General features: G+C 28.8%; 14 protein-coding genes. All 14 read left to right on the top strand.

What is annotated here, in order from left to right; translation table 11 throughout:
• The first annotated feature begins 3 nt into the window (after positions 1-3).
• Positions 4-267 carry a cell division topological specificity factor MinE gene (gene minE / locus QK892_RS03940; RefSeq protein WP_317272220.1) on the top strand — a complete coding sequence of 88 codons (264 nt, stop codon included), beginning with the start codon at positions 4-6 and terminating at the stop codon, positions 265-267.
• Positions 268-621: 354 nt separating this feature from the next.
• A complete protein-coding gene (gene rodA / locus QK892_RS03935; protein ID WP_317272219.1) occupies positions 622-1758 on the top strand; it encodes a rod shape-determining protein RodA in 1137 nt (378 codons plus the stop codon).
• A gap of 519 nt (positions 1759-2277) precedes the next feature.
• Positions 2278-2766, top strand: coding sequence for a hypothetical protein (locus tag QK892_RS03930; protein ID WP_317272218.1), 489 nt, complete (start codon positions 2278-2280; stop codon positions 2764-2766).
• Positions 2767-3119: 353 nt separating this feature from the next.
• The gene (locus QK892_RS03925; RefSeq protein WP_317272217.1) at positions 3120-3593 is read left to right on the top strand and encodes a peptidase M23; all 474 of its coding nucleotides are present in this window, start codon (positions 3120-3122) and stop codon (positions 3591-3593) included.
• 65 nt (positions 3594-3658) lie between these two features.
• Positions 3659-4510: a site-2 protease family protein gene (locus QK892_RS03920; RefSeq protein ID WP_317272216.1), complete on the top strand. Its 852-nt coding sequence runs from the start codon at positions 3659-3661 to the stop codon at positions 4508-4510.
• A 434-nt stretch (positions 4511-4944) separates the two neighbouring features.
• On the top strand, positions 4945-6798 hold the full coding sequence (locus tag QK892_RS03915) for a TIGR03960 family B12-binding radical SAM protein (RefSeq protein WP_317272215.1): 1854 nt from the start codon (positions 4945-4947) through the stop codon (positions 6796-6798).
• Complete coding sequence (locus tag QK892_RS03910; protein WP_317272245.1) at positions 6782-7483, top strand: TIGR03936 family radical SAM-associated protein; 702 nt, start codon at positions 6782-6784, stop codon at positions 7481-7483. The genes QK892_RS03915 and QK892_RS03910 overlap by 17 nt, the downstream gene beginning before the upstream one ends.
• A gap of 13 nt (positions 7484-7496) precedes the next feature.
• Positions 7497-8945 (top strand): Rne/Rng family ribonuclease, encoded by a 1449-nt coding sequence (locus tag QK892_RS03905; RefSeq protein ID WP_317272214.1) that lies wholly within the window; start codon positions 7497-7499, stop codon positions 8943-8945.
• A gap of 132 nt (positions 8946-9077) precedes the next feature.
• Positions 9078-9389 (top strand): 50S ribosomal protein L21, encoded by a 312-nt coding sequence (gene rplU / locus QK892_RS03900; RefSeq protein WP_136005970.1) that lies wholly within the window; start codon positions 9078-9080, stop codon positions 9387-9389.
• Positions 9390-9394: 5 nt separating this feature from the next.
• A complete protein-coding gene (locus QK892_RS03895) occupies positions 9395-9769 on the top strand; it encodes a ribosomal-processing cysteine protease Prp (protein WP_317272213.1) in 375 nt (124 codons plus the stop codon).
• A gap of 1 nt (position 9770) precedes the next feature.
• Entirely contained in the window at positions 9771-10070 is a 300-nt protein-coding gene (rpmA, locus tag QK892_RS03890) for a 50S ribosomal protein L27 (RefSeq protein WP_317272212.1), read from the top strand.
• 395 nt (positions 10071-10465) lie between these two features.
• Positions 10466-11755 carry a GTPase ObgE gene (gene obgE, locus QK892_RS03885; RefSeq protein ID WP_317272211.1) on the top strand — a complete coding sequence of 430 codons (1290 nt, stop codon included), beginning with the start codon at positions 10466-10468 and terminating at the stop codon, positions 11753-11755.
• A 15-nt stretch (positions 11756-11770) separates the two neighbouring features.
• A complete protein-coding gene (gene yhbY, locus QK892_RS03880; protein ID WP_317272210.1) occupies positions 11771-12064 on the top strand; it encodes a ribosome assembly RNA-binding protein YhbY in 294 nt (97 codons plus the stop codon).
• 7 nt (positions 12065-12071) lie between these two features.
• Positions 12072-12692 carry a nicotinate-nucleotide adenylyltransferase gene (gene nadD / locus QK892_RS03875; protein ID WP_317272209.1) on the top strand — a complete coding sequence of 207 codons (621 nt, stop codon included), beginning with the start codon at positions 12072-12074 and terminating at the stop codon, positions 12690-12692.
• Positions 12693-12704: the final 12 nt, after the last annotated feature.

Here is a 12704-nt window from a genome sequence, read left to right as displayed (position 1 = left end):
GAGGTGGATTTTTTTAGAAAGTTTTCAGGTAAGCAAACACCGAAGGACGTGGCAAAGGATAGGTTAAAGTTAATATTAATACATGATAGAGGCGATTTACCTCATGAAACCCTTGATAAAATAAGGATTGAAATATTAGAGGTATTATCAAAATATATTGAGATAGATGCTGATGATGTAGAAATAGCTGTAAGTAAAAGCGAAAATTTAGATGGCAATAATCCAGCGTTAGTTGCAAATATCCCAATTAAAAATATTAAAAACTAACAGAGAGAATAATGCATAATGCGTAATGCACAATGCATAATTAAGGTGAAAACTCCTACGGGAGTTTTTTAATGAAAGAATGAAGAGCTTCTTTGCTGAAGCAAAATCAGCATGAAAGAATGAAATAAAATATATTATCAATTATGAATTATGCATTAATTAAAAGGTCTATAGTTATTCTAATTTTACACAAGGAGTTAGAAATAGACCTTTTATTATTTTTTTCTATAAATTTCATATAAATAATTAATTAATTCTTAAATTTTAATTATTTATTATATAGATTATAGAGAAATAAATTATTTTTGGATATAATAAGTTCTAGGCTTATAGATGGAGGTGTAATAAAAAGGAATGATACCATTATCACATTTTAAAATAGATTTTAAAAAGTTAAAAGAAATAGATAAATTGATGTTGTTTTCTATGATAGCTTTAATGATATTTGGAATAATAAATATATACTTAGCAAGTTCAGCTGAATATGGAACTTTGTTTTTAAAAAGGCAATCTATGTGGTTCGTTGTTTGCTTAGTTGCATTATATTTTGTTGTAGCTATAGATTATACATTGTTAAAGTCATATACACCTTTATTTTATTGGGGGTCTATACTTTTACTTATAGTTACAATGTTTATAGGGACAGACATTAATGGAGCAAGAGGATGGATAAGACTTGGACCATTATCATTTCAACCAGCAGAGCTAGCGAAGTTAGCTACAATAATGATGTTAGGTAAAACATTAGAAGAGATGAATGGAACAATAAATGAGTGGAAAAATTTCTGGATAATGGCTTTTTATGCTATAGTTCCTGCTATATTTATAGTTATTCAACCTGATATGGGAATGACAATGGTTTTATTCTTCATGGTAGTTGGGATATTTTTTATTGCTGGATTAGATATGAAGATAATTGGTGGTGGAGCATTAGCAGTACTTGTTGCAATAGTAATAGTATGGAATTCAGGATTAATACAAGACTATCAAAAAACAAGAATAACTTCATTTATGAATCCAGAGTCTGACTCTTCAGAATCAGGATATCAGCTAAGACAATCTCTAATTAGTATAGGGAATGGTGGAGTCCTAGGTTTACAAGGGAACTCAATAACCCAAGAAAATTCAGTTGGATATGCTGCTCAGTATGTACCAGAGGTGCAAACAGACTTTATTTTTGCAAGTATAGCAGAACAGTGGGGCTTGATTGGTGCTTGTTTCTTGCTTGTTCTATATGGAATATTAATTTCGAGAATGATAGCAATTGGGCGAACAGCAAAGGATGAGTTTGGATCAATAATTTCTGTAGGGTTAGTAGCTTATTTCTTATTTGCATTATTGCAGAATATTGGAATGACTATTGGACTTATGCCGATTACAGGTATTACATTACCGCTGATTAGCTATGGTGGAACTTCATTGCTTACTACAGTAATGTCAATAGGTTTAGTTTTAAATATAGGTATGAGAAGGAAGAAAATATACTTCTAATTAGAAATTAAAAAATTAAAGAATGAAAGAATGAAAGAATTAATGATGTAATTTGTTCCAAATTACTGAAATAGATTTATTTGAAATCCGCTGTTAGAAAACAGCGGATTTTTCTTTTTATTTTATAGGAAATTATAAAAATATTACCCTGTGAATAATTTTTTATAATTTCCTTCCTTCAGTTTATAAGGAATAAATATCATATGAGAGCGACTTGGAGTTTACGAGGTCGCAACGAATATGATATTTATTTCTTTTTTATAAATTCATTTTTTTAATTTTAAATAAGTGCTTATCGAAAAGAAGCGATTGTATTTAAATTGAAAATAATGATATAATTACAATAAATTGGATTATAAAAATGTATTAGTATACTCTCTCAATAAAGACAAAATATAAGGAGGGGTTATTATAAAAAATAAATATAAATTAATTATTACATCAATAATATCAGTAATAGTAATTTTAATATTTATAATCATCAATAGAAGTGGTAGAGAAAATAGTATAGAAGACGCTTTGAATATTAATGCAACTAGTAATTTTAAAATAATTCATGAGGAATCAACAGATAAAGGAAGCATTGTTTTTGGTATTAGTTCAAATAATTCTAAAGAATATCTTGGTACAGCTTTTGTTAATAAAAACTTATTTGGTTATAGAGAACTATACAGTGGAACTTCTTCAATCGATGGATTTGAAAAAAGAGATTTAACAGCTCAATACTTTCCTGCTATTAAGCAAACTTCACTACCAATATATTTTGGGGTAATATTGAATGATAAGATAAAGACGGTAAGTGTAAAACAAAGTAGTAGCTCTGAAATGAAAGATGCAAAAATAATTGAAGCTGGTGACAAGAGAATATGGCTCGTTTATATGAGTGGTTTTAAAGGTACTGAATTTGAAGTTCTTGGATATGATAATGATGGGTCTTATATTTATAGTTTTGAAGATACCATTACATGGAATGTTGAAGAAAAACCTCTTACAAGTCCATACAAATAATATTAAAGTAATACAAATTAATAAAGGTCGCGCATATGATATGCTCGACCTTTGTTGTTGGAATTGAGAATAATTTTCTTTAGTTATAAGAGAAAAAAATATAATGCTAGTGTGAGTTGGAGCGAATCAGAGGTCAAAATTAAAAAATATAGTTAAAATTTTAGGTTAATACATAATTCTGAGCCAGCGAAGAATTATTACCTTCAGTGTGTAGAATGAGGATATAAATATTATGTTCTGGCGACTTGGAGCTTGCGACGGAGCAGGAATATAATATTTATATCCTCATTACCTAGCATAAAATTATTAATATTTAAATATAAATACATTATTAAGGGTAGGGAGAGAGGTGCATGATAAACAATTATAATGAAGCATATAAAGAGTATTATGATAAAGTAAGGGGAAGGGTTAAAGGGAAAGTGAGTGAATCTAATAAAGTACTTATGACAAAAGATGATATATATCCAAGTACTGCAAATGTAGGAAGTTATTCTTATAGAAGAGGAAGTTATCAACTTAAATCTAGTAAGAAGAAATTTGCTTTTATAGATAAGTTTATTCTTAAGCTTATACTAACTTTTGTATTATTTTTAGGAGTTTTTACTTTAAAAGTACTTCCTAACAAAGAAGCAAAGGAGTATTACAAAGTATTTAAGACTGCTATAAGTACTGATTTCGATTATAAAAAAGTTATACCTAGCATAGAAGGCTTTGGATTTAACTATAGTGATGTTAAGAATAAGTTTGAAGAAGAATATAAAAATGTCATCAATAAAATATCTAATATAAATTTAGATGATATAAGTGAGGTATTAAAATTATAATGATATAAAACTTTAGGAATAGAAGGTGATTTAAGAGAAATGTAGCAATGATTAGGGAGAAATAAATGAAGAGAGAATCAAAAAAGATTTTGGCAGAGATATTACTAATATTGTTGATAAGTAGCTATAATAAAATATTCATATTTGCTTTTATATGGGTGTTTTTACATGAGATGACGCATATATTAGTAGCTTTAAAATATGGATGCAAATTTTATAATATTGGGTTTCATATATTTGGAATGAATGCAGAGCTTTCGGAAATTAATTCATTAAAGGATAATGAGAAGATAATTATTTATATATCAGGAGCCTTATTTAATATAATCTCTGCAATTATATTTTATTTAATTAGCATTAAGTATAACAATATTTTTATAGAAACTAGTATTAATTTAAACATAGGGTTAGCTGTTTTTAACCTATTACCTGCTTATCCATTAGATGGAGCTAGAATTCTAGAAATAATATTATCGAAGAAAATATTATTTAAACGAGCGCATAGTGTAATAAGTATAATTAGCTTTGTTATAGCAGGATTATTTATTGTATCGGGAATTTATATTTATATTTTTCTACATAGTTTAAATTTTAGTATTATAATAGGAGCAATTATTATAATTTATATTACTAGAATGGAAGAACAAACTTCTATGTATATAACCATGGGGAATATGGTTAAGAAAAGAAAGATGCTTTTAAAAAATAGTTATATTGAGAATAAGAGCATATCAGTCTATTACAAGCAAGGTCTTGTTAATGTATTGGCTTTAGTAGATAGAAATAAGTTCAATACTTTTTATATTTTAGACGATGATATGAAGCTTATTTATATATTGAATGAAGATGAATTAATAGAAGCTTTAAAAAACTATGGAAATATGACTATTGAGGAATATATAAATGGAAAATCCTAAATCTCGTAAAAAAGGTTTAAATTATCAAAGACTTATATGATAGTAATAGATTTACCTTTAGTTTTATATATGCTAGAATAGAAAAGATATATTGGTGCTACGCACAATGGATAATGACTAATGCGTAATGCATAATTAATGATGAAACTCCTTCGGGAGTTTCTGTAATTAATGGATAATACGTAATGCATAATTGTGGTGAAAACTCCTTTTGAGATTTTGGCAAATGAAAGAATGAAGATTCTCTTTTGCATTCGCAAAATTGAAATGAAAGAATGAAAAAAGTAAGGATTAAGTTCCTTGAGAATTTACAATTTTCATAACTCAGCTTGTCTGAGTTATTTCCTCAATTATGCATTATTAATTATGCATTATGCATTCCATTAAGGCAGTTGCGTGGCTTATTTAAATTCTTGCTATAGGAGGAATTATTTATGAAAAAAATTACTGATCATATTCTATATAAGGTTGAAAAACCATCAAGATATGTTGGTGGAGAGTTAAATCAAGTAGTTAAAAATCCAAATGATGTTGATATAAGATTTGCTTTTTGTTTCCCAGATGTATATGAAGTTGGAATGTCACATTTAGGAACAAGAATCCTTTATCATACTATAAATGAAAGAAAAGATACATATTGTGAGAGAGTTTTTGCTCCATGGCCTGATATGGAAGCTGAACTTAGAAAAAATGAAATTCCGTTAATGACTTTAGAAACAAAGGACCCTCTTACTGATTTTGATATATTAGGTTTTACACTTCAATATGAAATGAGTTATACAAACATATTAAATATGCTTGATATGGCTGGAATCACTTATAGAGCTTCTGAAAGAGGAGAAGATGAACCAATAGTAATGGCTGGTGGTCCTTGTGCATATAATCCAGAGCCTTTACATGATATAGTTGATTTCTTCGAAATAGGTGAAGGCGAAGAAATAATGAATGATGTTCTTGATGTATATAAAAAATACAAGGGCAAAGGAAAGAAAAAAGAATTCTTAAGAGAGATATCTAAGATTCAAGGAGTTTATGTACCTTCATTGTATGATGTTACTTATAATGAAGATGGAACTATAAAGGAATTTAAACCAAAGTATGAAGATGTTCCTGCAAAAGTTAAAAAGAGAATAATTAATAATTTTGATAAAGTAGATTTCCCATTAGATATGATAGTTCCTTACTCTGAAATAGTACATGATAGAGTAGTTTTAGAAACTTCAAGAGGATGTACTAATGGATGTAGATTCTGTCAAGCAGGTATGATTTACAGACCAGTTAGAGAAAAGACAACTAATACTTTATTAGATCAAGCTAAAAAGATGATTGATGCTACAGGTTATCAAGAAGTTTCATTAGCTTCTTTAAGTATCTGTGATTATTCAGATATTCAAAATCTTGTTAGTAATTTAATTTTAGAACATGGAAAGAAAAATGTAGGGGTTGCCCTTCCATCTATAAGAGTAGATGCTTTTTCAGTTGATTTAATAAAAGAAATTCAAAAGGTTAGAAAAACAGGATTAACATTTGCTCCTGAGGCTGGTTCTCAAAGAATGAGAGACATAATAAATAAAGGATTAACTGAAGAAAGAATATTAGAAGCAACTAAAAATGCTTTTGAATCAGGATGGAGTACTATTAAGTTATACTTTATCTTAGGTCTTCCTTATGAAGAATTAGAAGATGCAGCAGGAATTGGAGAACTTGCTGAAAAGATGGCTGCTGTTTATTATGATATCCATAAAGATAAGAGAGCAAAAGGATTAAAGATAAATGTAAGTACATCAATACTTGTACCAAAGCCATTTACACCATTCCAATGGGCTCCAATGGCTAGACCAGATGAAGTATGGCAAAAGATTGATGCAGTTAAAGGGGCTATAAAAACTAGAGCTATACACTATAATTACCATGAACAAAAAACATCATTTATGGAAGCTGTATTTGCAAGAGGAGATAGAAGAACTTGTGAATTATTAATAAAGGCATTTGAAAAGGGTGCAAAATTTGATGGCTGGTCAGAATACTTTAATTATGAGTTATGGACAGAAGCTATGAAGGAATGTAATATAGATGAAGAATTCTATGTTTACAGAGATAGAAGCTATGATGAAATACTTCCATGGGACTTTATAGATATTGGAGTTAATAGAAGATATTTAGAAGTTGAAAATGAAAAAGCTAAAAAAGCTGAACTTACACAAAACTGTAGAAAGGGTTGTACAGGTTGTGGTATAAATGTTAACTTTAAAGAAGGGAAGTGTTTTGAAGGTGCGTTATGCAATTAAGTTTACTAAAGAATCAAGCATTAAATTTATATCTCATTTAGATTTAATGAGAACAATTCAAAGAGTAATAAGAAGAGCTGATCTTCCTATGGAATATTCAAAGGGATTTAATCCTCATATGGCAATGTCAATAGCACAACCTTTATCAGTTGGTGTTTATTCAGATGCTGAATATATGGATATTGTATTAGTAGAAGAGTTAAGTGAAGAAGAAGTAATAAATAGATTAAATGAAAAAACAGCATCAGGAATTAAGTTCTTAACTGCTAAGAAGGTAGTTAATGTTGAAGGGCAAAAGAAGGTTCCTCAAACTATGGCTTTAGTAGATGCAGCTAGGTTTACTATAAAAATGCTATGTGAAGATGCAAATATAGTAGAAGAAAAAATGAAAGCTTTAGAAAAAGAAAGTGAATGGACTACTATAAAGAAAAGTAAAAAAGGTGAAAAAGAAGTAAATCTAAAAACTATGATTAAAGAAATGAAGTATTGGATAAATAATGATGAATTAATCATAAATATAGTAGTTTCTTCAGGTAGTAGAGAACATTTATCACCAGATTTAGTAGCAAGCTATATAAAGAGCAATATTCCTGAAATAGTTGATGATGCTTTTGTTGACATAAAGAGAGAAGAAATGTATGTATTAGATGATAATAAATACATACCGATATATAAATTTATTTAGGGAAGTGTATTTTATGAGAGAAATTTTCATTGAAAGAGATGAATTGCTTTTAAGAATTGCCATAAAGGATAATGGAAAACTTGTTGAGTGCTTCTTTGAAGAAGTATCTCAGGATCCTAAAATAGGAGAAATTTATAAGGGAAGAGTTAAGAATATAGTTCCTGCTATAAATTCAATTTTTGTTGATATAGGCTTAGAAAAAGAAGCGTATATGTATCTTAGTAATGAATTAAAGAATGATAATATTAAAAAGGGTGATGAGCTTCTTGTAGAAGTAATAAAAGAGCCTTTAAATAATAAAGGAGCTAAGATAAGCAAAAATATTAGTATTCCAGGTAGATTTATGGTATTAACTCTAGGGGGAAGTGGCATTAGCTTTTCAAAGAGAATTAATAACGAAAAAGAAAAAGAGAGAATTTCTACCGTTATTAATGAAATAGATGGTTATGGAATAACCATCAGAACAGAAGCAGTACATGCTGGTGATGAGGATTTATTATCAGAGAAATTAAGATTATTATCAGAATTTGATATTCTTATTAAGAAATTAAAATATAGTCTTAATTTAGGTAAGGTATATGGAGAAAACATTATTTTAAATAAAGTAATTATGGAGAACTTAGGAAGTAAGTGCAAAATAATTATAAATAATGATGAAGACTTAAAAGAGGTTTCATCATTAATAGAATCAAATAAAGATATAATTATTGAAAAATATAATGATAGTATAGGCTTATTTGAATGTTATGGAATAGAAAAGGAAATATTAAAGCTTAGACATAAAAAAGTTGCATTAAATTGTGGCGGAAATATAGTTATTGATAAGACAGAAGCTATGTATGTTATAGATGTTAACTCATCGAAGAATATTAAGGGTAGAAGTTTTGATAAAACTATATTAGAAACTAATTTAGAGGCTGCTAGAGAAATTGGAAGGCAAATCAGACTAAGAAATTTAGCAGGTATTATAGTTGTAGATTTTATAGATATGAGAGATTTTTCACAAAAAGCATTAGTTATGGATGCTCTTAAAGACTCTTTGAAAGAAGATAAGGGCAATGTTAAGGTATTTCCTTTTACTGAATTAGATTTAGTTCAGATTGCTAGAAAAAGAAGAGGGAAATCTATATATGAATACTTAGAAGAAGGCTGCAAGAGATGTAATAAAGAAGGCTTTATTTTAAAGTTATCTTATATAGAAAAGTTAATTAGAAATGAAGTAATTAAAGCAGAAGAAGAAAATTCTATAAAGTCTTTTTACATTGAATTAGATAAGAACTATGAAGATATAGTTAGAGGTGACGAATTCTCATTTTTATCCAATATAGATTCATTAAATAATGAAATTTATTTGAATTTTGTAGATGGAATTGAGGGTTATAAAATTGAACCTTTAATATTTAATAGTCAAAAAGAAAATGTAAAAAAGTATATTGTAAAAGCTTATGAAAAATATGAATAAATTGCTTTACAATCTACATAATAGTATGGTAAAATAGCAGATGTTAAACCGCACATAAGAGGTTTTTATATAAACAAAGTTTAGAATTTTGTACCTCGGTTGGCGAAACCGTAATAAGAGGAGGTGTTTTTAATGTACGCAGTATTATCTACAGGAGGAAAACAATACAGAGTTCAAGAAGGAGACGTAATATTCGTTGAAAAACTTAACGCTGAAGTTGACTCAACAGTTGAATTAACTGAAGTATTAGCAGTTTCAAATGGTGATGCTTTAAAAGTTGGTACACCAGTTGTAGAAGGTGCTAAGGTTGTAGCTAAGGTTTTATCTCAAGGTAAAGCTAAGAAGATAACAGTTTTCAAGTATAAGCCAAAGAAGGACTACAGAAAGAAGACTGGACACAGACAACCATACACTAAGTTAGTAATTGAAAAAATTGAAGCTTAATTATTATGATTAAGATTAGAATTTTTGAAAAAGAAAATTTAAGACTTGGATTTAAGATAGAAGGTCATGCTTTATCTAAAGCTGAAATAGAGAAAAGTGGAGATGCTTATGATTTGATTTGCAATTCCGTTTCTGTATTATCTCAAGGTGCCTTAATAGGTATGGAAGAGGTTTTAAAGCTTAAGGTTAAGTATAAGATAGATGATGGATTTTTACATATAAATTTATCAAATCTTAAAGATCAAGAGATAGATGCAGCTCAAGTATTACTTTTAACTTTTGAAAAAAGTATAGAAAGCTTGATAGAATCTATTAAATTAACTTTGGGAAATAACAAAGATAGTGAATATATAAGATTATTGAAAGAGGAGGTGCACTAGTATGTTAATAATGAACCTTCAATTATTTGCCCACAAGAAAGGGGTAGGTAGCTCTAAGAACGGTAGAGATTCTGAATCTAAAAGATTAGGAGTTAAAGCTGCTGACGGAGAGTTCGTTTTAGCTGGTAACATTTTAGTTAGACAAAGAGGAACAAAGATTCATCCAGGAACTAATGTTGGTAAGGGTGGAGATGACACTCTATTTGCTAAAGAAGACGGAGTTGTTAGATTTGAAAGAATGGGTAGAGATAAGAAAAAAGTTAGTATTTACCCAGTAAATCTTGAAGAAATAGCAGAATAATATTATTTTCATAAAGCACCCTAGTTTAGGGTGCTTTATTTTATAAAAAGCAAGGTGAAAAGTGGGCAATTGAGAATGAATAATTTTGCTCATTGTACACTGCCAATTGTCCATTTTTTGTGCAATCGCACAATGAAGAATGAAGAATGAAGAATGTAGAATTAAGGAGGAAACTCCTAAGGGAGTTTCAAAAATAAATATAAAATTTTACATTTTGTTCTGTGTATTTATAATAGAAAAGATACTGTGACAACTGTTAATCTAAATTATATAGTTAAATTTAGTTTAATCAACATAAGTAATAATATTGTTATTTATAGTTATGTTATAATAAACCTTAAGAATATTGAAATAATAAGAATAAGGAAAAATAATTAAGAAAGATAGGTGATTTTATGTTTATAGATAAGGCGAAAATATTTGTTAAGTCTGGAGATGGCGGAAACGGATGTGTATCCTTTAGAAGAGAAAAATATGTTCCACTAGGTGGACCAGATGGTGGAGACGGTGGAAAAGGTGGAAGTGTCATTTTTGAAGTTGATCCAGGATTAACTACACTTTTAGACTTTAAATATAGAAAGAAATTCGTAGCTGAAGCTGGTGGAAAAGGTGAAGGCTCTAAATGTTATGGAAAAGATGGAGATGATCTACATATTAAAGTTCCAATGGGAACAATTATTAGGGATTTTGAAACTAATAAGATTATAGCAGACCTTTCTCATAAGGATGATACTTTTGCAATTGCAAGAGGTGGAAAAGGCGGAAAGGGAAATTGTAAGTTCTGTACACCAACTAGGCAGGCTCCTCATTTTGCTGAACCAGGTATGCCAGGAGAAGAAAGATGGATTACATTAGAGCTTAAATTATTAGCAGATGTAGGATTAGTAGGATTCCCTAATGTAGGTAAATCAACTTTCCTTTCAACAGTAACAGCTGCGAAACCAAAGATAGCAAACTATCACTTTACTACTTTAAAACCAAATTTAGGTGTAGTTAAAGCAGAAGGAATTAATGCCTTTGTTATGGCAGATATTCCAGGAATAATAGAAGGAGCTGCTGAAGGTGTTGGATTAGGTCTAGATTTCTTAAGACATATCGAAAGAACTAGATTATTAATACACGTAGTTGATATATCAGGAATCGAAGGAAGAGATCCATTTGAGGATTTTGTTAAAATAAATGAAGAACTTAAGAAATATTCAGTTAAGCTTTGGGATAGACCGCAAATAGTTGTAGCTAATAAGACTGATATGCTTTATGATGAAGAAGTTTATGAAGACTTTAAGAAAAAAGTAAATGAATTAGGTTTTGATAAAGTTTATAAAATGTCAGCTGCTACTAAATCTGGTGTAGATACAATAATTAAAGAAGCAGGTAGAATGCTTTCAGAAATTCCAATTACTGAATTAGAAATTAGCGAAGAAGAAAGATTTATTCAAGAAGAAAAGAGATTTACTTACGACGTTTCTATTGAAGATGGAGAAGAAGGAAATAAAGTATATGTAGTTTATGGATCATTCGTAGATAGATTATTAAACTCAGTTAATATACATGATGCTGATTCTTTAAGATACTTCCATAAGGTATTAAGAAATAAGGGAGTATTAGATAAGCTTAGAGAAATGGGCATTGAAGATGGAGATATGGTAAGACTTAACGATTTTGAATTTGAATATATACTATAATTTAGGAGGACTAAGATGATAACAGGAAAGCAAAGAGCTTATTTAAGAGGGCTTGCAAACAACATGGATCCAATATTCCAAATAGGTAAGAATGGAATAGAAGAGACTTTTTTAACTCAATTAGAAGAAGCTTTAGAAGCGAGAGAATTAATTAAAATAAAGGTGCTTGAAAATAGTGGATTAGTTGCAAGAGAGGCATCAAATGAAATATGTGAAAAAATTAATTGCGAAGGTATTCAAGCAATTGGTAGTAAGATAGTTTTATACAAAAAATCCTCAAAAAAACCGAAGATAGAATTACCTAGGTAATAAGGATATGAAGAAAATTGGTATATTAGGAGGAACCTTCAACCCTATTCACTTAGCACATTTATATATAGCATATGAAGCTAAGAGCCAATTAGAATTAGATAAAGTAATATTTATGCCAGCAGGAAGCCCACCTCATAAAAAAGATGAGGAAGTTTTAGAGGCTTCCTTAAGGTATAAAATGGTTTCAGAAGCTATAAAAGATTATGAGGATTTTGAAATAAGCAATTACGAAATTCAAAAAGAAGGATATAGTTATACATATGAGACTTTAGAAAAGTTCAAATCTAATGATAATGAATTATACTTTATAACAGGTGCTGATTGTCTTATGGATATTGAAAAATGGAAGATGCCAGAAGAAATATTTAGGCTTTCAAAGTTTGTAGTATTTTATAGACCTGGTTATGATAAGAAAAATTTAATAATTCAAAAAGATAAAATTGAGAAAAAGTTCAACACATCTATAAAGTTTTTAGATATAATAGACTTAGAAATTTCATCCTCTATGATTAGAGAAAGAATAAGTAAAGGGAAAAGAATAGATTTTTTCATTTCTAAAGAGGTTTTGAATTTTATTAAAGAGAATAATATATATAATTATAGTAAAAATATTAAACTCTATTAAAAGTGATATTTA

Origin of the sequence: Clostridium lamae (genome assembly GCF_033043255.1) — a bacterium.
GTDB classification, from domain to species: Bacteria; Bacillota; Clostridia; order Clostridiales; family Clostridiaceae; genus Clostridium; species Clostridium lamae.
Note: the sequence above shows the minus strand (reverse complement) of the source record. Positions and strands in the feature narration are given on the sequence as shown.

Coding starts and splice junctions, on each gene's coding strand:
- rodA (WP_317272219.1), top strand. CDS start 622: ATGATACCATTATCACATTTTAAAATAGATTTTAAAAAGTTAAAAGAA.
- QK892_RS03925 (WP_317272217.1), top strand. CDS start 3,120: ATGATAAACAATTATAATGAAGCATATAAAGAGTATTATGATAAAGTA.
- QK892_RS03920 (WP_317272216.1), top strand. CDS start 3,659: ATGAAGAGAGAATCAAAAAAGATTTTGGCAGAGATATTACTAATATTG.
- QK892_RS03915 (WP_317272215.1), top strand. CDS start 4,945: ATGAAAAAAATTACTGATCATATTCTATATAAGGTTGAAAAACCATCA.
- QK892_RS03905 (WP_317272214.1), top strand. CDS start 7,497: ATGAGAGAAATTTTCATTGAAAGAGATGAATTGCTTTTAAGAATTGCC.
- rplU (WP_136005970.1), top strand. CDS start 9,078: ATGTACGCAGTATTATCTACAGGAGGAAAACAATACAGAGTTCAAGAA.
- QK892_RS03895 (WP_317272213.1), top strand. CDS start 9,395: ATGATTAAGATTAGAATTTTTGAAAAAGAAAATTTAAGACTTGGATTT.
- rpmA (WP_317272212.1), top strand. CDS start 9,771: ATGTTAATAATGAACCTTCAATTATTTGCCCACAAGAAAGGGGTAGGT.
- obgE (WP_317272211.1), top strand. CDS start 10,466: ATGTTTATAGATAAGGCGAAAATATTTGTTAAGTCTGGAGATGGCGGA.
- yhbY (WP_317272210.1), top strand. CDS start 11,771: ATGATAACAGGAAAGCAAAGAGCTTATTTAAGAGGGCTTGCAAACAAC.
- nadD (WP_317272209.1), top strand. CDS start 12,072: ATGAAGAAAATTGGTATATTAGGAGGAACCTTCAACCCTATTCACTTA.